This is a genomic window from Pareuzebyella sediminis (assembly GCF_008367235.1).
In the GTDB taxonomy this organism is placed as follows: domain Bacteria; phylum Bacteroidota; class Bacteroidia; order Flavobacteriales; family Flavobacteriaceae; genus Pareuzebyella; species Pareuzebyella sediminis.
Genome location: NZ_VTZS01000002.1, coordinates 729,261 through 748,319, shown reverse-complemented (window position 1 = coordinate 748,319; position 19,059 = coordinate 729,261). Strand labels below are relative to the sequence as shown.

Sequence of the window (19,059 nt, the reverse complement as noted above, 5' to 3'; positions counted from 1 at the left end):
CACTAAGCCTGTGAAAAAGGCCCTAAATGATCAACGTTCACTTGGGCCTTTGCCGTTTTTGACCCTACGCGCTGTAGGTCCTTTATATATTTTACGGAGTCCATCTGACTAACCTTTTCAGGATCTAGATCGCCTAAACCCAAAGCTTTTAAGCCGTGCTCGCTCAAATCGGCGTTATAGCGAACATAGCGAAAATCACGCTGGGTTGTCGCGTTTTCAGGGATCATATCTCCTAGTTCACGGTCTATGACATTCCCAAAAACACATCTTCCAAAAGTTCTGCAATTGATATCTTGATCTACTTGCATGGCATACATAAGGTTGTTCGGTAATTGCATCAGCGTATTGCCCAAATTTCGGTATTCCCCTCCTGAAGGTGCACTACCTGTGCCGACGGACACCACTAAGAGTTTATCCTCCCCTTTTTCCCAGTTTAGCTTATAGGCCGGATGCGTGGCCATACGATATAGAAGAAATGCCGGATTGTTGTAGGGAGTTACCCCGCCATCTACAAAAACAAAAGTCTTTTTGGGGTCTTTTGCATCCCACTCCAGGGTTTCGGGAGGGAAATAGGCTGGTGCAGCAGTACTTGCACGTACCAGTTGATAAAGTTTAATTTTCTGATTGTTGTCAGGTCTTTTTTTATCATTGTAGCGCGCTAACGGATTATTGCTAATGGGCCAGGGCGAATCTGTGGTCCTATTCATAGTAACCACGGTAAGCAGTGTTTTGAATTTGCCGTTGGCGATATCCATATTCGTATCTTTTCCAAAGGTGTCTTGTAACATTTTCAATAAGGGTCCTGATTCATACAGCGATTTCCATTTCTTCAGTAAAAACGCTTTGTCGAACATATCCTTTCCCTTCTTCGTGTAAAATTCCAATAGCTCTTTTGAAGACATGCCTATAGAAAGTCCGGCTGCAATAATGGCCCCCGTACTTGTACCTCCGAAATAATCAAAATAATCACAAAGTCTAAAATCAGGGCCCTTATCTAATTTTTCTCTAAGATCGTTTTCCAGCTTTTTAAGAATTTCAAGGGTTATGACCCCTCGTATGCCACCGCCATCGAGAGCCAATATTTTGCGGTTTGAAGGTTTTGCATAGCGGTTTTCTAGATTGCCCCAAAGCGAAGTCGTAGCGTCTGCCATAATAATTATCTACTTTGTTATGGATAGCATAAAAGGGTCGATACCTTTCGACGCTACCCTGGTTGATTTTTTTTAAAGCTGTTCTGGGGGAGGATGCGAGGTGCTAGTTTCGCAATATTAAATATCTTTTCAAGATAGATTTTTTTTTCAACATCTACAAGCACAATGCTGAGGTCTTAATAAGCTGTTCAGCATATTTTTTTCTATCTTTAAACCATAATCCCCCCAACATTCAGCATTCAAGCGGCAAGTAGTTTTTTTAACCGATGTTCGCATTTTATAACGCAACCCGACGTGAGGCTCGCCTTACTCGATGTGTCAAATTGCCTGAAGAATAAGCTTTAATTTCTTAGGGAAAATTGAAATAACGAACCTTAGTTCGATTTACATGCAAAACCAGAGAGTACTATGTACAAAGTAAATGACCGATATACTTTTTTTATTCCACGTATTTTTCTTGTACTGGTAGGCTGCCTTTTTGGTATCTGTTCGATACAAGGACAGACAACCATAGCCAAACTTGAATTTAATGGAGCGGAGGTAACGAGCACCAACATATCGTATACCCTACCGAAGCAAAGTCCTGTGTCGACAATTGTCAATGTGAACCAAGGTTTTGCCTCAGGCACCCTTTTTATTATACCTGAAAACACGGTGGTTTGGCTTACGAGCAATGGTAACCAGCAACGATTGGGTCCCGGTTCAAAGCATCTCGCTGTTGTGAGTGCGAATGGGGAGTCCCATCAAACATTCTGGGGAAAGGTACAGCATTTTGTGACGAACAAGCTCAATTTTTATAAAGCGAGCGGGCCGAGTACTAAGCATCAGGGAGCAGTGAAAGGAACTGTTTTTACAGTCGAAGCGGTCGGTAAGGACGTGAAGTTCGCCACGCAGGAAGGTAATGTTGCTATTGAGCGTGAAGTAAACGTCAAAATTGGTGAACAAGCCCAAACCCATTTAAAGAAATCACGCAAGCTTACCTCTATTCAAACTACGGTTCTCAGCGCCGGAGAACCGGAACAATATTTTGATCACGAATATGAAGAGGAGCTCACTTATTCATCATATGAAGAAGCCATAACCTTTTTCAGAGCTTATTTGGAACAGGCCTATATGGATGAAGTCGATGCAGAGTTTTTGGTGGATCAATACAACCTTTTGGGAGAACTTTACCTCGACGCCGGAAGCCCTTCCTACGCCAAAGATGCCTTTGAACGGGCCATTGAACTCTATGAAGAGGAGCTTGACCCCGGCGATCCTGAAATTGCCGTCAACTATATAGGTTTGGGCGAAGCCCTATATGGGCTAGGCAATTACGATACTGGACTCGAGTATTGCAACCGCGCTTTGGAAATCATATACGAAGACCTAGCCTATAACCGGGAAGATTTCAAATACTTCGTTAATGAAGAGGACTATACAACCGCTTGGGGTATCGGCCTATTTATAGTCGACAACTATGAAGACCTGGCTTGGTGTTATGAGGTTTTATCGAACATCGATGAAAGCAACAAATATTATGATATGGCGGATGAACTTAAGGCTCAGCTTAACCTTTACGACTAAAAATGACTTCCCTAAAACGCTTGGCGATCTATGTGCTTATCTTTGTTGTCATATTGGGTGCGATTACCACCCTCACCAGTTTCTGGCAAGCTGTTGACTACTATGCATATCGCCATCTTTATCTAGACAGACCCGATCAAATTGACTTTACTAAAGCAATTGAAATCATTGATCTGCCTCATAAGGCCGAGAATGCGGATCACTACGACAGAGAAAATTATAGGAGACGATTAAGTAATCTTTTAGACACCTTAACTGGCCGAAAAGGCCGTCCTAAAGCGGTAGTTCTAGATATATTCTTTGAAAACGAACCCCAAGCGCGGAACACCCTTCAAAAAGCTATTGAAAAGCTTAGCACAAAAACAAAGGTGTATGGCGTATACGATATGCGAGAATATCAAACCATCAGTTTCGAAAAAAATGAAGAAAACCAAGCGGTAGAAATTTACGAGAATGTTCTGGATGGTCATAGGCTACACACCATTTTTGACGAAAAGATGGGGGTTTTATCTTATGAATCCGAATTGAAGTTTCCAAGGGAGCATGGTGGATTTGAACTCATACAGGCCTTGGCTGTAAAGGTCGCCAAAGATATCATAGGAGAACAAGAATTGTACAATCAACCCCGAGCATTTATACTCCCATTAGGCAGTGAAGAAAGCATCAACGGACAAACGGTTAAGTTTGTGCATACCAAAGATCAGACCACTGGCGGTACTTTTTCAGCTCCTTTTAATATCGATGATACAATTATTATTGTGGGTAGTTTGGAAGCCGACAGAATAGCCAAACTAAATAAGGCCGGCACCTATCTTTTGGGGTGGGCCTTGCAAGATCAACTTAAGGGCAATCTAACGGCAAAACAACCCCTGACCCAACCCTGGGTCTATATTGGATTAGTGATTTTCTTCGGTATTTTTACCACATTGCTCTTTGCGTTGTTCTTTAAGTATCTTAAAAGATTACGAACTTCACCTGTGATGATAGCCTTATTGTCATTCCTTGCGGGCTCGCTATTGTTATTAGGGGTCGGGGCCGCCGTACTTTCACTTGGCAAAGTTATCCCTATAGCATTACCGCTGATTTCCATGATTCTAGCTTCTCTACTGGCTTGGCGTTTTGCTTACAAATTTTTGGTAACCGGAGTTGTTGAGGGTGCCCAGAAATACGATGTGTTCATCAGCTATTCCCGAGGAAACGGCGACTGGGTCATCAAGAATGTGTACGAACCCTTGTTAAAATTCCGGAAACCAAATGGTGAGAAACTCAATATATTCTTTGACCGTGATAGTATAGGTATCGGAGAGGCCTTTACCGCAAAATATATGTGGGCCATCGTTGATTCACGTTACTTCATACCTATTTTTTCAGAAGAATACTATGGCAAGAACCACTGTCGAAACGAAATGGACCTTGCCTATAAACGGTCGGTCGAAAAACTGATTACAATTTTACCGATAGCATTCTCTTATGAGGCGGTTCCCCAAATTTATACCCATGTCAATTTTCTGGACATTACGGTCCATAGGGACTTCATCGAAAAGCTATGCAATGAATTGGTATCGTAAATGAAAATGTAAAACTTAAAACACCCTTTCCGCATAATATTTTCTTTACCTCTAAAAAGCAGCCGGAATTTTATTAACTTTAAAAACGTCATTCATCCCCCATAATTAGAGCCCATACCATTGGCGAGATAGCTAATAAACCCCAAATGGGCACTTTCAATATAGTAAGAACCAAAAATCCATAAAATTATGAGCGGATTAGCACGCAGTTACGAAAAAGCCGTAAAAAAAGAACTAGGGGCACATGCGGCCTGGTTACCGGTCACCAATACACTAAAAGTAGGCGACTTCGGTTATTTCGAAGGAGGTGTTTTCAGATCGGTAGGCAACCTAAGAGATAAATATTCCGACATTGTCTTGAATATTGCACCGGGCCCAGCGACCAAACTGAAGTTTACAACCGAAGGTACCCGTGTCAGCAAAATAGGGGTTGGAGGAAAAACCACGGATTCTTTTGCTGCCTTGGGCGATATGGAAGCCTCTTTAAAGTACGAGTTCAGCAATGAAAATTCAATGGTGCTCCAAGTGGACCAGGTCGAAGTAGAACAACTTCAGAATATCGACGAGGTTGCTATGGCCTTGGCGGCCAAGTCGGACTGGCGCAAAAAATACAAAATTGTCTCTGCCACATACACTGGGCAAAATTGCCTGATTATCTGTGCCCGCGAATCGGATTCGGACTTCACGATTACAGCAAGTGCCAATATTTTGAGCGAAATCGAAGGGGGAAAAGCCGGAGGTGATTTTACGACGAATTCTTCAAAAGCGAGCACCTATGATTCTATAGGCGAGTCGGGCGTAATCGCAATTCGCCTATTCAAACTCAATCTTTTTAACAAGACCAAGTTATTGGGAGATGACCAACTGACAAAAGATGATATCGAAATAATAAAAGATTTCAATAGCGATGCCGAAGGGGTAATTGAGGACGATTTTTAAGGTATGGTTTCGGAGAAGATCGAATATATCCGTTTCGATGATCTTAAAACTGGAATACTCATGGGCGACAAGCCCTATATTCTTGTGGAGGGCGATTTCAGCTCATTACGGGAGGTGCGAACCCCAGTGGGTCAGATCGAGCTTTTAGACGAGTTGGCCGACCAGTTACGGTACGATTCGAAGGCAGCTCAAACGACTGAAGAAAAGTGGAAGGCTATCGAAAAATGCAGTGCGCAAATCAAATCTTTCTTCATTGATTTTTCGCATTTAAATAAGGATGTTTCGCATCTTGAAATTTATTTAAACCCATCGGAACTGGCCTTGATTCCGTTTGAACTGTTGCTCGACGAAAAAGGGTTACCCAGATTTATTGATAAAGAAGGCAAAAGCCTTGTTCTGACCCGTAATTTTAGAAAGAAAAGACCATCTCAAGTCATACTACCCAAAGCGCCACGTGTACTCTATGTTCACACTAAACCTAGCCATAAGAATTTTTTGGGGCTTCCCTTTCCCGATGTTCCCTTCAAAAACCACCTACAATCTTTACGATATGCCTTACGGCATTGGGAGGTCGATAAACAGCTTACGATCTCTGAAAATCCCACTTTCGAAGAGTTCAAACTACTTGTATCACAGGCATCCGAAAGTAAAAATCCGTTTACACACATTCATGTCTTGGCCCACGGCTCTTTGATTTTCGACCCTAAAAGACCTTCTGATTTTGAATACGGAATAGCGTTCCGTTCTGACGAACCCTTGGAAACCCCTTATCGTGCCACACCCACAAAAGATATCAAAGCACTGTTCAGTACCCTACCCAACCTACCTCATATGGTCAACTATATGGTATGCGACGGAGCAAATTTCACCAACGGTGCCAAACCCGATAAAAATCCGGTTCAGGCTACCTTTGAAGCTGGTGTTCCTGTCGTATTGGGTTCACAATTCCCATTATCGATGAAGGGCTCAAATCTTATTACCAAGGAATTGTATAAAAACCTATTTCGAGGAGATGATATCCGTACTATACTAGGTTCGATCAGAACCCAACTTTTTTCGAATTTCCCTAAGGACCAACATGATTGGATCAGCCTAGTAAGTTATCTCGACCTGCCCAACGACTATGACTTTCAGCGCTTGTTGTTAAAACTGGAATTTCAACTTGCCATTTTGAACAGTATAAGAAACCAAGTCGGCGTGGATGATGCTGAAGAGGTACCGGATAAAGACGATTTTATTAGGGCCCAAATGGAAATAGAAAGATCGATTGCCGACCTTCGGGAACAGTTGGTCGAAATAGAACACGAAAAAGCTCATGAAGCTGCCTTTCTTGAAAATAGTGGGTTATTGGGTAGTGCTTACAAACGGCTAGCAGAAACTTTTTACGAAGAATCTCGGATTTTAAAGGTCGATACGGTAGATAAACAAAAAACGTATTTGCGGGAAGCAAAAGTTTGGTATAAAAAAGCGGCCCACCGAAATCTCTCCCACCACTGGAGCATTGTCCAATATATCTCGCTCAGTACGGTTCTTGACGGCGGATTGCCCGATGGGGAATCAGATTATTGGAACACGGCCAGACTTGCGGTACATACCGAAATCGAGCTCGACAAAGCCAAAGAAAAGAAAAGCGTGTGGCCGTACGGCACACTTTTGGAGCTCTATCTACTCTCACCAGCACAGACCCAAAGTTCAAAAAAAGACATCGAAAAGTGCATGGAACTTTTAGTCTCAAATGCCAAAGCTTCGGGTAAAACACAGGCGATCGACTCTACAAGATTTCAACTGCAGCGCTACCTAAAATGGTGGGGGGATAATGACTTTAAAATACCAAAGGACTTCTTTGTAGGGAACAAAGAATTTTTGGAATCTATAATTGAAAAACTCACTTTTAAAGTCTGACAGCTCATATCAAAGTACCCTTCAGCTTATTATTAATTATATGGTATCCGTAATGTTTTCATAGCTTTTGACACGCTCTTTTACCTTATTTTAATTTGCAAGGAAAGGTTCACCAACTATTATGTGGGAGGCCACACTATTTCATAGCATTGAAGTAACTAACATAACGGCAAGAGTGGCTGTAAAGCCACCTTACATACCTATCCCGTTCAGTTCTAACCTTGTCAATTTAAGCCATCTTCAAACCTTTCTTTCAATAAAAGCATAAAGGGTATGTTCAAGACCACAAAAACACCGTCTCTGTATCCCGTGGAATACAGAAAGTCTTATTTTTTCATAATGATGGTACCGCCTAAGGTTTTATCCTCATCGACCTTTTCAGGGTTTCCGAAGATTTCGATTCGTCCACCTGCCGTTACGTTGGCCGCCACATATTCATCGGAGTTCACATAGGCCTTGCCGCCAGCGAAAACCGTTACTTCGGTTTGTTTAGCGCTTAAGTTTTTGGCATCATACTCCCCTCCAGAACGAATGGAGGCCTCTTGGTTCGGTGCCTTGCCCGTTACCATAATCTTACCTCCTGAAATGGCCTTGGCATTCAAGTTTCGTGAATCAACGGCAATGTTCAACTGACCCCCTTCTTGCGATCGAAGGTTCAAAAAATTATTGTGCAGTGTTTCTGAAGAGGTAATCTTGGCTCCTTCATTGACATCCAAAAGTTCTAAATTCTCAGTATAGCGTAATTCGACAAAAGTCTCGTCACCATCGAGAAAATCGGTCACATCCATTCTTATTTTAAGAAGGCCATTATCATTGGAAATTTTTACCCCGTCTTGATCATCACCGGTAACGATTGCCGTATTCTCGGAAGATTTCACCAAGGTTACATTAATTCTATCAAAAACTTTCAGTTCGTTAAAGGGCTCTAAATCTATTGTAGTTTTTTGAGCCCATGCTCCTAGGGAAACAAAAAGGCAAATTATTGTCAGTATGCTTAATTTTTTCATCTTTATAGTATTTAAGATTATATTTCTATTACGGTCGTTAAAGTAAGTATATCATTACTAGTCCATTGATGCCAAACAATAAATTATTACCTTCATTTTCTGCGCAGGCATGCCCTATAAAAATAGACAATCATATCTGCTTCGCTGATCAAATGTCTTCGAATAGGCTTAAAATACGCTGTTTATCCCTTTCATTATCGATATTTTTTTCCAAGTCAGAGCGAGCCGCATTCATTTCTTGATGAATGACTTGAATTTTAGCAGAAGATATATTCGCTGTTTTAGAAATATATTGCAACGCTTTTATAAGTTCGTACATTACGGAACCATCCTTTTTTGCATATAAACGTATCGGTTGTATGATAACGCGCATAAGTTCTTCCGCATCAATGTTGTTCTTCACTAAAATGAGTTCTTGGCCTTTAAAAGGTGTAGAAGTCAAAGACGGCAATTGAAGAAATTTTGATAACAAGACACCGAGCTTGGTCAACACATCAATGGCTGTACCAGGGTCATTAATACCTGGGGACATCGCCTTAACCGCAATTTCCATCAGCTTTATCAATCCACCGATCCCCTCGTCCTCCTCGTGCCTATCCGAAGAAATGTTAAGACAGAATATCAAATTGTTCTTCTCTTTCTCGGAAATATCCCCTTTGCACTTGAGGGTGGGGCTACCCTTCCAGATATGTTGATTCATATAAGGCAAAACCACAATTTGCATCTCCTTGTCCTTTAATGAATTCAACATCAAATCAACATCAAATCCCCTAAAATAACCGGTCTTATCGGTTGAAAAGGTCTGCCAATCTTCAGTATCTATATATTGAAGAGCCACCTTTTCGTCCGGTTCATGTTTTAATTGGGTCTCCAAATAATGATCACAGCGTTCATAAATTCGATCGATAATGTTGTGAATTTGTATGGCTCCTGAAATATTATGGATAAAATAGACGAACAGACCAATGCACAATAAACCGAACAAAGCGGCCAACATAGTTGAAAAACCCAAAGCGCTTTTATCGACACCGGCCGCTCCCAAAGAAATCAGAATAATGGTACAGAATAAAAGGGTTCCAATATAGATTCCCAGAATAATCTGATGCTTTTTGTTGGATATCAATCCGGGAAGCAAGCGCGGCGAAAAGTTTGAGGAAGCTTGATTCAAGACAACCATGACCATTGTAAAGCTGAAAACGGTCAACGATAAAATTCCTCCGAGCAAAGTAGACAAGATCGATCGTGCCGTTTCATAGTCTTGTATGAACAAATAGGGAAGTTCCTCTTCTACAGTGTCAGCCAAAACAGAGCTATCAACACCCAGCGCAGTACCCGCGGCAAGAAAGAAGATAAAACTGATCAACACAGGATAGAAGGCTATACTTTGTAAAACCTGTCGATAGACATGTTTGATTTTTTTAAGTATGTTCTTCATTACTACAGCTATAATTAGTGAGTACTACGAAATCATCAAAGAAGTTGTACGATGTACATGCACAATGATGTATTGAAACATTTGACCGTATCCTAGACTGTAGAAAACACTCAGTCGGCACAGGTGAAGATAGGCCAATTGTAGCATCAATTTAACCCAATCTATCCAATTATTGCCTTTTTTCTTAAAGGCATTAATGAGCGGGCGCCCCCTTTTCAATTGTCGATTATTACGTCAACCTAAAAACGGATAGAGCAAAAACCCAGAGGTCGATTATCCTAAATTTGTATTCAGCATTAGAAAAAGAAAAATACGAAAACAAAATATACTTAAGTTTAAACTCAGTTTGGTTGGTTGTTAGAAAATGGTTTCGATACTCTACAAAATCGGGGCCATTTTTATTTAAAATTATAATATGAATATTTTCGAAGCATTACGGGAGGATCACGACATTCAGAGGGAGTTATTGGACAAACTTGTTGCTACGTCAGGAGATACCGAAAAAAGGGATGAGCTTTTTAAAAAACTAAAAAGTGAACTTGAAAATCATGCCGATGGGGAAGAAAGGTATTTTTACAAACCGCTGATAGATAGTGACAAAACCCAGGATTTGGCACGTCACGGTATCGCTGAGCATCATGAAATTGATGAACTCATCGAAGCGCTGGAAGCTACAGAATATTCTTCTTCGGCCTGGCTTAAAATCGTCAAGGACCTGCAACACAAGGTCGAACATCATCTTGAGGACGAAGAACACCAATTTTTTCAAATGGCCGGTAAGGTACTTTCCGATTCAAAAAAAGAAACATTAGGTACGGACTACAGGCAGCATATGAAAGAGAATCGATAGTGGCCTTTTAACTATGGCCCTTAAGGTTCAGGATTGTTTATCTCAAATAATGCTATAGGAAATTCTATTTGTTCTCCGGTATGTTTGTCTTTTGGCATCTGGGCGTTAACATCGATTAGGTGTTGCGTCAAATCTTCCGCTAATTCCTTTGCCTTCTCAGGATGGTCTTTAAAAAGGTTCGAGGTTTCTCCAATATCATCCTTTAGGTTAAAAAGTTCCATCTTTCTTGATGCATGGTAGTATATGAGTTTCCAATCTCCTTTTCTGATCGTGCTTGCTGCCCCTATACCTGGTCCGTCGGGGCCCCACTCATTTGGATAGTGCCAAAATAAAGGCCTGACCCCCTGATATTCTTGCTCACCCGTAAGCACCGACAGAAAGCTTTCACCATCAATTTTTTGTATGGTTTTCAAACTATCTATTCCAGCTATTTCTAAAATGGTCGGATAAAAATCTTCAATAATAATCTGATAATCGGAGACTGATCCGGGTTCAACCTTATCAGGCCATTTTACCAACATCGGCTCGCGAATACCCCCTTCACGCATCGAACCTTTACCACTTGATAGCGGTTTATTATGGGTGTGGGGCTCACCTCCACGGCCATGGGCGCTCAATCCTCCATTATCAGACATAAAAAGTATAACCGTATTGTCCGCTAGGTTTTTTTCTGTAAGATAATCCATGATATCACCAAGACTCTTGTCCATGCCTTCTACCATTGAAGCATATTTTGCTTCTGTTGAATCCAGACCTTTTTCGAGATATTTTGCAAGAAAACGTTCATCACCCATTATCGGGGTATGTACGGCATAGTGTGCCAGGTAAAGGAAAAAAGGCTTTTTAGTCGTCAAAACGGTGTCAAGTGCCTCGATGGCCTCTTGAGTAAGGGCTTCAGTCAAAAAAATATCTTTACCATGGTACTTTTTCAATCCCGGAACGGCCCAAATCTCTTTCCCCGGTTTACCATTACCAAAATTCTCTGTACCTAAATAACTTTCCGGTGCCCCGGCCGCGTGGCCTGCGATATTCACATCAAAACCGAGATTTAGCGGATTCTCGCCCGCCGTTCCCCTAGCGCCCAAATGAGCCTTTCCTGTGTGAACGGTATAATAGCCGATATCATTCAAGGCCTGCGCCAAAGGCATCGCATGCACCGCCAGTGAATCCCCCGACACGGGACTCATACCGTTTACATTCCAAAGCGGAAAAATCAAAGAGTCGTGATTTTTTTCCATGGGCTGCAACGAATCCCTTCGCAGGGTCCAGTTCGTAACTCGATGCCTGGCCGTATTCATGCCCGTCATCAGGCTCACGCGAGTCGGCGAGCAAACAGGGGTCGCATAGGCCTGCGTAAATTTCATTCCTTCACGGGCCAAACGTTCCATATTCGGAGTATGGTATCGGTCGTTGAAGGCCGTTCTTTTTGTCCAAAATGGAACCGAAGTGTCTTGCCAACCCATGTCATCGACCAAAAAAACAATAATATTGGGCGGTACTTCCACAATCTCATCGGGCTCACACGAGATAAGGTAAGGTAGTATTAAAAGTACAACAACAAAGCTTCTTTTCATGGTCGCTTATTTTGCTCTGGAATTATAGAAAGAATCTGTGTCCAAGGTTTACCTTGTAAATTTAACGGCGCATTTTGTTGTTTTGTACCCGCTGTCGTTCTACCATTCTCAATATAAGAAGCCATAAGGGTTTTCATTTCTTTTACTTTTTCAGGATACTCAGCGTATAAGTTTTCTTCTTCTCCCGGGTCTTTGGACAGGTTAAATAATTGAACGGCGGGCAATGCATCAATGCCGATTGAGTTAGGCTTAGGATCACTCCAACCTCCCGAGCCCGGACAAAAAATTAGTTTATAATCACCCTGGCGTACCGCAAAACTCCCGTTTATAGAATGATGGACCGTAGCTTTTCTCCCATATTCAGACGCAGTATCCTCATTCAATAGAGGTAGAATTGAAAAGCTATCCTCAGCTTCGTCGTCATCTAACCCTACCTTGGCAATCTCCGCACAAGTGGCCATTAAATCGGTCTGACATATAGTAGCTTCGGATATGGAATTGGCCGCTACTTTTCCAGGCCACTTAACTATAAAGGGTACCCGATGGCCACCCTCATAAATATCTGCCTTATGGCCCCGGTAAATGTAACTGGGATGATGGCCTTTTTCGGCAAGAATTTCGAAATCTGCCTGAGGAGAACAACCATTGTCACTGGTAAAAACGACCATGGTGTTTTCTTCAAGTCCTTTTTCCTTTAAGACCTTTAACAATTGCCCTACGTAATCATCGACCATCATTACAAAATCTGCGTACGGATTGATTCCGCTTTTACCCAACCATTCTTCAGTAGGTAATATGGGGGTATGGGGTGAAGGCAACGCCAGATACATAAAAAATGGCGATGGTTCCTTAGAGGCCTCGTTCAGGTAGTCAATGGATTTTTCAAAAAAATGTGGGGTGACTTGCTCATGTACAAAATCGGAGGCGGTAGGCCCCTTACGCCACCATGTATATTTTCCGGTATCTTCGGTGACGCGGTCAACCTCAGCGGTTATACGGCCATTTTCAACGTAGACATAAGGTGCCATGTCCAAAGATCCCGAATGACCATAGGCATAATCAAAGCCTAAATCGTTTGGGGTATTCTCGACGGGCCCTTTAAAATCGATGTTTTCAAAATCTTCGGCATTCCAACCTTCCCCACCAACTTCTGTTGTATCTTTTAAGGCCCAATTCCAACCTAAATGCCATTTCCCTATAAAAGCAGTCCGATACCCCTTGCGCTTAAGAAGTGAAGCAACGGTAGTGCGTTCATTAGGGATAAGGGCTTCCGATTTACCGGTAAGCACCCCATTTTTTAGCGGGCTTCGCCAACTATACCTACCTGTAAGAATACCGTAACGTGTCGGTGTGCAGACAGCCGAAGGACTATGGGCATCGGTAAATCTCATTCCTTGAGAAGCCAAGCCGTCGATATGGGGTGTTTTTATTTTCCCTTCCGGATTGAAGGCACCGATATCACCATAACCAAGGTCATCGGCCAAAATGTAAATAATGTTAGGCAATTTAGCACCCTGCACCGCTATTTCATCAGGCTGTTCCTTACATCCGACTACCATCACGAAAACAAGGGTAAAAGCATATTTGAACATATTTCTTAGGTCAACCATTACAAAAAAAAATTAGAAATTTCTTAAAAGTACACAATCAACGCTATTTCACCAGTACGACAAAAGTATTTTTGACATAGCGTAACTTTGCCCTAACTTTAAAGTTCATTTTAGCTCGGCTCAAAAGTTGTACTGTATTGTTGACATAGAAACCACCGGAAACGGTATCAAAGGGAATAAAATCACCGAAATTTCCATCTTTAAACATGATGGGCATGAAATTGTGGATGAGTATACCTCATTGGTCAATCCTGAATGCGAGATTCCTTATTTCATTACTAGGCTTACGGGCATCGATGGTGATATGGTCAGAGACGCGCCAACCATAGCACAAATTGCGGATGACATCTTGGCGTTTACATCAGATACCATTTTTGTGGCCCATAGTGTCAACTTCGACTACAATATTATTAAAAATGAACTGAGGGCCCTCGGTCGTGAGTTTAGCAGAAAAAAACTTTGTACGGTACGTCTTTCAAGAAAGCTGTTACCGGGCTATCATTCCTATAGCCTAGGAAAACTTTGCTCTGCACTGAACCTTCCCCTCAAGGACAGACATCGCGCCCGTGGAGATGCCCATGCGACCACCCTATTGTTTGAAAAGCTATTGCATCGCGAAGGGGCCGAGAAAGTATTTAAGACCTTTTTAAATGCCAGATCTCAAGAAGCGACCCTTCCCGCAGCACTTCCTATAGAATCTTTTGAAAAATTGCCGGCCAAACCCGGGGTATATTATTTCAAGGATGGCAAAGGAGAGATACTGTATGTGGGCAAGGCCATCAATATCAAGAAGAGGGTGCTAGGTCACTTCTATGACAAAGCCACTAAAGAAGTACATCTTTGCCGCAAAACCGCTGAAATTGATTTTGAGCTTTCAGGAAGCGAACTATTGGCTCTTTTGATGGAATCCGCGGCTATTAAGCAACACTACCCACCATTCAACCGGGCCCAAAAGAAAAACATCGTGCCCTATGCCATTTTCAGTTACGAAGATCGGAAAGGGATTCTTCACCTTGGTTTTAACAAGGCCAAAATTGCACCAAAGCCCTTACTCATTTTTTACAGCCCGACCGATTGTCGCCTATTTTTGGAAGAGGTATGCCAGACCTACGAACTCTGCCCAAAGTACTGCCATCTTCAAGAGGCCGTAAACCAGTGCTCGCACTTTCGATTGCAAAGTTGTAAAGGCATCTGTAGAGAGAAGGAAGAAACTGTTGATTATAATGAAAGAGTACGGAAAGCCATAACCTTTATTTTACAAAAGCCGAAAGATTTGATCATAAAGGAAAAGGGAAGAAAATATGGGGAAGATGCGTTTATTTTAATTCGTGACGGAAACTATTCGGGTTACGGTTTCGTCGAAGGGGATACCCCTATTTGTTATTTAGAGGATATCGAACCCTATCTTACCCCACAAAAAAATACCTTGGAATGTCAGCGGATCGTTCAGTCTTATCTTCATAAAGCTGGAAGCGACCTAATTACCATAAAGCTCGAACAGTCGGCCTTACTTTCTTAGTCTTTCATCTTACGGTACATACGAATAACAAAAAGTAGCCAAATCAAGAATATGATGGCAACGGCTACAGAATATAGAAATATGTAAACCACTACTTTTTGTATTTGAGATAATTCATTAAACCTAAGATAGTCGGTGCCCAAAGACCGATAAAAACCGCATCCAATTTATTTCCGAAAAAGAAAATTGCTTCCGAAACTATTATTATAGAAAATACGACCAAAAGCAGAACAAAGTTCATCTTTCCTATGCGCTCCACAAAATCCTTTATCATTTAATTGCCTTAATATTCCTATTAAAGATATCTAAAAAATATAAGTATAGATGTTGATTTTTTAGCTTTTTTTTAACATTTCTAAAAATGACAAAATACGGCCGTAATACTTATCTCATTCGCAAATTAAATTATCTCAAAAGCGCAAAACGTTACTTATTTGCCATCTCTTTTCGTACCACTTTTAATAAAAAGCAATAAGGCCGCGATCAAGGCAATGCTGACAAGGGCGAAAACGGCTATCATGATGATTCCGTTACTCCAATTCACAAGGGGTAAAACCTGTTGTATCATAATTTATATGGGTTAAATTACAAAAGTATCTCCCTATCATTATCAATACTATGACATCTATCATACATAATAAGCAGAGCTGAATTAGACTTTAAAAATCTTCAAAGTAATGCAGTAAAGAAAAGTTGATCCTTAAAAAAAGAGTTTTGTGTACGTACGTAAAAGACACTAGAAAAAAGAATCCAAGGATATTCTTTGGCATACATCGAAAGTAAACAGAACCCTATCCAATGATAGAGCCTCTAGTCGTCAATCTTTCTTCTGCGGTTTTCGTAGGCCACCCTTGCACTTACCTCGGAGGGAATAGTCGTATGGTCAAAATAGTTAACGGCTTCCTTAGTTTGGACAAATAAATATTTCTTATCCAAAGCATCGCTTATTCCACTGGTAAAAATAATATCTCGGGTCGGGCCAATTGCTCCCGCTATATAAAATTGTAACCCACGTTCGTGCATATCAGCAATGACCTGCACCAACATCAACGCGGCGCTTGAATCTATATAATTAATTGACTCGGCATTTAAAATGACGCATTTTAAGGCCGAACCCTTTCTTTGAATAAATTTGACGAGCTCTTTTTTAAAAAAGTTTTTATTGCCAAAATATAACTGTGCATCAAAACGTAATATCAATAGGTCTTCGCGTACATTTACCGCAGAACCGAAACGATCTACGTTTTTGTAATATTCGGAATTCTCAATCTTTCCAAGTTCAACGAAATGGGGTTTCGAAGTCTTATAAACCATTAACAACAAAGATAAAAGGGTACCGACGACCACACCTTCGGGTATTCCGATAAAAAGGGTGGTAAGAAAAGTGATAAGAAGGATTATCAGTTCTTCTTTTCGGTATTTCCATAAGCTTTTAGGGTAGGCCACATCGATTAGCCCATATACCGAAACCATAATAATGCTTGCCAAAACAGCATTCGGCAAATAATAAAAAAGCGGGGTTAGAAACAGAAGGGTCACCAATACGGTCAAAGCGCTAAACAGTAAGGAAATCGGTGTTTTTGCCCCGGCTGAATTATGAATTGCAGACCGAGAAAAACTACCGGTTACATTGTACGCCTGAAAAAAAGATCCGACCATGTTCGAAGCGCCCAAGGCAATCAATTCTTTATTCGCATCTACGGTTTCCTCCCTATTTTTTTCTTCAATCGACTTACCGATCGATATGGCTTCCAAATATCCTACCAAGGCCAGGGTAAGTGCAATCGGCCATACTTCAAGGGCGCTTTTAAGATGTATTCTAGGAACTTGAAAATGGGGCAGTCCAGTGGGTATTTCTCCGACTATGTTGACCCCGTGCATAGGCAACTTTAAAAAATAAACGGCCATAATGCCGAAAATTACCACAAATAAAATTCCGGGAATCTTCCGATTCCACCATTTCAGTGCCAAAATTATAATGATTCCCCCTATGCCTATGGCGAGATCAAAAGGATTGGTTTCTGGCACTTTTACAAAGGCATTGGTGAGTAGTTCATGAAAATGATTGCTGTTTTGAATATCGACACCTAATAAATGTTTTACTTGGCTAAATATAATAATCAAGGCAGCCGCAGAGGTAAATCCGCTAATTACCGGTTTTGATAAGAAATTTACCAAAAATCCCATTCGAAAAACACCCAAGAAAAGCTGAATAGTGCCGACCATAAATGCGATAAAAATGGCCATAGCAATATAATTCTCCGAACCTGTTATAGTCAATGTACCCAATCCGGCCGCTACCAGTAATGAATCCATTGCAACAGGTCCCAAGGCCAATTGTCTGGAAGTACCCAAAAAGGCATATACCACTAAGGGAATTAGTGATGCATACAGCCCATAAACCGGGGGTAAACCTGCTATCATTGCATAGGCCATCCCTTGGGGAATCAAAATGACCCCGACGGTAAGCCCAGCGAAAAGGTCACGGGAGAGCCACCGCTTGTTATAGTCGGAAAGCCATTCTAAAAACGGTAGAAACCTCTGCATAGCGCAAAGGTAATGCTAAATATAAAATCAATAAGTTACCTTGGTTACCGACATACTTAATAAACAGAAGCTCCATAAATAATTCAACACATGGTGGGCAAATCAAGAATATTCAGTCGATGTTACCTCCAACGGGAAGTCCACTGGGAACGGCGTCAGGAATCGATTTGTCAAAGCTATCGTCGTTCAGGGTATTCAGAAAAGAAATAATCAGTGACATTTCTTTGACGCTTAGCTCGAGTTCACGTACGAGAGGATCGAATTTTTCGACCGGAACATGTTCATTTCGCACTTTACGATTCGCAATATCTTCATAAAATTCAAGGACACGTCTTAATGTTGGTAGACTTCCATTATGCATGTAGGGTGCGGTAAACCTAAGATTGCGCAAAGAAGGGGTTCGAAATGCAAAAGTATCATTTACTCCCATATCCGGACTGGGCAATTTCATATTTTCAGGAACGCCCAAAACATGCATTTTAAAATCGGAAAACATTGGCCCAAGATGACAGTTGGCACATCCGACCGATTTAAACAGGGCAAAGCCTTCCTTTTCCGATAGCAACATTGCATCCTCTTCGCCTCTCATATATCTATCAAAACGAGAATTATTGGTGATTAAAGTACGTTCAAAGGCTGCAATAGCCTTAGCCATATTATCTATGGTTATTGCGTTCGGTTCTTTAAAAGCGGCGGCAAAAAGTTCTTGATACTTCGGTATTTGCTTTAAACGGGCCATAATTACTTGCAATATTTCAGATTCATCAATACCATGGCCTCGCATTTCTTCAAAAGCCTTTATAGGTTCTAAAGACTGTTTTTCAAGACTATGCGAACGGTCATCCCAAAACATTTCGGAAGTTTCAGGCTCATAACGCCCATACATATCAATACCGTTAAAAGCCGTATTTAGAATGGTCTGGGCATTTCGTTTTACAAAAGGAATATCATTGGGCTGTTCAAACCTGCGTTTGCTACCCAGCCCATGCGAATTTGGTCCGATGCTTATATCTAAAAATTCTGAATACCCATAATTGGGATGGTGACAACTGGCGCAAGCCACATCTTTATTACCCGACAAAATAGGATCATAGAAGAGTAATTTCCCTAATTCCTCCTTTTCAGGAGAGGTCGGATTGTCCTTTGGCATCTTGACTGTTTCCGGTAGGGCTTCGAAACGAACTATGGGAATGTGTCTCTTAGAAGGTTTTTTAGTCTCTAAAGTCGAATCACCGCAAGATAGCATTAGACAAACAGCACTAACAAAAAATAATATCCGCTTTAAGGTTAGGTGCATGCCTTGAAAAAATGCTTAACGTTAAAAATACTACTATATGAATACCAAGGTTCATATAATCTAACTGCCAAAATATTTTCTGGTTTTACTATGT

General features: G+C 41.3%; 15 protein-coding genes. 6 read left to right on the top strand and 9 right to left on the bottom strand.

Annotated elements, in window-relative coordinates:
• Positions 1–2: 2 nt before the first annotated feature.
• Positions 3–1,151: a patatin-like phospholipase family protein gene (locus F2B13_RS09850; protein WP_149274911.1), complete on the bottom strand. Its 1,149-nt coding sequence runs from the start codon at positions 1,149–1,151 to the stop codon at positions 3–5.
• A 408-nt stretch (positions 1,152–1,559) separates the two neighbouring features.
• On the opposite strand from F2B13_RS09850, the gene F2B13_RS09845 reads away from it, so the two are divergent.
• From F2B13_RS09845 to F2B13_RS09830, 4 genes are all read left to right on the top strand, one after another.
• Positions 1,560–2,717: a tetratricopeptide repeat protein gene (locus F2B13_RS09845; protein ID WP_149274910.1), complete on the top strand. Its 1,158-nt coding sequence runs from the start codon at positions 1,560–1,562 to the stop codon at positions 2,715–2,717.
• Between the two features lie 2 nt (positions 2,718–2,719).
• On the top strand, positions 2,720–4,285 hold the full coding sequence (locus F2B13_RS09840; protein WP_149274909.1) for a toll/interleukin-1 receptor domain-containing protein: 1,566 nt from the start codon (positions 2,720–2,722) through the stop codon (positions 4,283–4,285).
• Between the two features lie 189 nt (positions 4,286–4,474).
• On the top strand, positions 4,475–5,224 hold the full coding sequence (locus F2B13_RS09835; protein ID WP_149274908.1) for a hypothetical protein: 750 nt from the start codon (positions 4,475–4,477) through the stop codon (positions 5,222–5,224).
• 3 nt (positions 5,225–5,227) lie between these two features.
• The gene (locus tag F2B13_RS09830) at positions 5,228–7,126 is read left to right on the top strand and encodes a CHAT domain-containing protein (RefSeq protein WP_149274907.1); all 1,899 of its coding nucleotides are present in this window, start codon (positions 5,228–5,230) and stop codon (positions 7,124–7,126) included.
• A gap of 326 nt (positions 7,127–7,452) precedes the next feature.
• Here F2B13_RS09830 and F2B13_RS09825 read toward each other — a convergent pair whose 3' ends face one another.
• On the bottom strand, positions 7,453–8,133 hold the full coding sequence (locus F2B13_RS09825) for a head GIN domain-containing protein (RefSeq protein WP_149304080.1): 681 nt from the start codon (positions 8,131–8,133) through the stop codon (positions 7,453–7,455).
• Between the two features lie 148 nt (positions 8,134–8,281).
• Positions 8,282–9,568: a DUF2254 domain-containing protein gene (locus tag F2B13_RS09820; protein WP_149274905.1), complete on the bottom strand. Its 1,287-nt coding sequence runs from the start codon at positions 9,566–9,568 to the stop codon at positions 8,282–8,284.
• Positions 9,569–9,983: 415 nt separating this feature from the next.
• Here F2B13_RS09820 and F2B13_RS09815 point away from each other — a divergent pair, with 415 nt between their 5' ends.
• Entirely contained in the window at positions 9,984–10,418 is a 435-nt protein-coding gene (locus F2B13_RS09815) for a hemerythrin domain-containing protein (protein ID WP_149274904.1), read from the top strand.
• 20 nt (positions 10,419–10,438) lie between these two features.
• Here the strand turns inward: F2B13_RS09815 and F2B13_RS09810 are convergent, their stop codons facing one another.
• Positions 10,439–11,992: a sulfatase gene (locus F2B13_RS09810; RefSeq protein WP_149304079.1), complete on the bottom strand. Its 1,554-nt coding sequence runs from the start codon at positions 11,990–11,992 to the stop codon at positions 10,439–10,441.
• On the bottom strand, positions 11,989–13,602 hold the full coding sequence (locus tag F2B13_RS09805; RefSeq protein WP_149304078.1) for a sulfatase family protein: 1,614 nt from the start codon (positions 13,600–13,602) through the stop codon (positions 11,989–11,991). Before F2B13_RS09805 ends, F2B13_RS09810 begins: the two co-directional genes overlap by 4 nt.
• A gap of 127 nt (positions 13,603–13,729) precedes the next feature.
• Between F2B13_RS09805 and F2B13_RS09800 the strand changes: the two genes are divergently transcribed.
• Positions 13,730–15,121: an exonuclease domain-containing protein gene (locus F2B13_RS09800; protein WP_149304077.1), complete on the top strand. Its 1,392-nt coding sequence runs from the start codon at positions 13,730–13,732 to the stop codon at positions 15,119–15,121.
• Positions 15,122–15,212: 91 nt separating this feature from the next.
• On the opposite strand, the gene F2B13_RS09795 is transcribed toward F2B13_RS09800, so the two are convergent.
• From F2B13_RS09795 to F2B13_RS09785, 4 genes are all read right to left on the bottom strand, one after another.
• Positions 15,213–15,395, bottom strand: a complete 183-nt coding sequence (locus tag F2B13_RS09795) for a hypothetical protein (protein ID WP_149274900.1) — start codon at positions 15,393–15,395, stop codon at positions 15,213–15,215.
• A 156-nt stretch (positions 15,396–15,551) separates the two neighbouring features.
• The gene (locus F2B13_RS20405) at positions 15,552–15,689 is read right to left on the bottom strand and encodes a hypothetical protein (protein WP_198439732.1); all 138 of its coding nucleotides are present in this window, start codon (positions 15,687–15,689) and stop codon (positions 15,552–15,554) included.
• 242 nt (positions 15,690–15,931) lie between these two features.
• A complete protein-coding gene (locus F2B13_RS09790) occupies positions 15,932–17,668 on the bottom strand; it encodes a SulP family inorganic anion transporter (RefSeq protein ID WP_149304076.1) in 1,737 nt (578 codons plus the stop codon).
• 112 nt (positions 17,669–17,780) lie between these two features.
• A complete protein-coding gene (locus tag F2B13_RS09785) occupies positions 17,781–18,818 on the bottom strand; it encodes a cytochrome-c peroxidase (RefSeq protein WP_232625217.1) in 1,038 nt (345 codons plus the stop codon).
• Between the last annotated feature and the right edge of the window lie 241 nt (positions 18,819–19,059).

Excerpts from the sequence above, each read along its gene's own strand:
- F2B13_RS09850 (WP_149274911.1), bottom strand. The coding sequence starts at position 1,151 with ATGGCAGACGCTACGACTTCGCTTTGGGGCAATCTAGAAAACCGCTAT.
- F2B13_RS09845 (WP_149274910.1), top strand. The coding sequence starts at position 1,560 with ATGTACAAAGTAAATGACCGATATACTTTTTTTATTCCACGTATTTTT.
- F2B13_RS09840 (WP_149274909.1), top strand. The coding sequence starts at position 2,720 with ATGACTTCCCTAAAACGCTTGGCGATCTATGTGCTTATCTTTGTTGTC.
- F2B13_RS09835 (WP_149274908.1), top strand. The coding sequence starts at position 4,475 with ATGAGCGGATTAGCACGCAGTTACGAAAAAGCCGTAAAAAAAGAACTA.
- F2B13_RS09830 (WP_149274907.1), top strand. The coding sequence starts at position 5,228 with ATGGTTTCGGAGAAGATCGAATATATCCGTTTCGATGATCTTAAAACT.
- F2B13_RS09825 (WP_149304080.1), bottom strand. The coding sequence starts at position 8,133 with ATGAAAAAATTAAGCATACTGACAATAATTTGCCTTTTTGTTTCCCTA.
- F2B13_RS09820 (WP_149274905.1), bottom strand. The coding sequence starts at position 9,568 with ATGAAGAACATACTTAAAAAAATCAAACATGTCTATCGACAGGTTTTA.
- F2B13_RS09815 (WP_149274904.1), top strand. The coding sequence starts at position 9,984 with ATGAATATTTTCGAAGCATTACGGGAGGATCACGACATTCAGAGGGAG.
- F2B13_RS09810 (WP_149304079.1), bottom strand. The coding sequence starts at position 11,992 with ATGAAAAGAAGCTTTGTTGTTGTACTTTTAATACTACCTTACCTTATC.
- F2B13_RS09805 (WP_149304078.1), bottom strand. The coding sequence starts at position 13,602 with ATGGTTGACCTAAGAAATATGTTCAAATATGCTTTTACCCTTGTTTTC.
- F2B13_RS09795 (WP_149274900.1), bottom strand. The coding sequence starts at position 15,395 with ATGATAAAGGATTTTGTGGAGCGCATAGGAAAGATGAACTTTGTTCTG.
- F2B13_RS20405 (WP_198439732.1), bottom strand. The coding sequence starts at position 15,689 with ATGATACAACAGGTTTTACCCCTTGTGAATTGGAGTAACGGAATCATC.
- F2B13_RS09790 (WP_149304076.1), bottom strand. The coding sequence starts at position 17,668 with ATGCAGAGGTTTCTACCGTTTTTAGAATGGCTTTCCGACTATAACAAG.
- F2B13_RS09785 (WP_232625217.1), bottom strand. The coding sequence starts at position 18,818 with ATGCCAAAGGACAATCCGACCTCTCCTGAAAAGGAGGAATTAGGGAAA.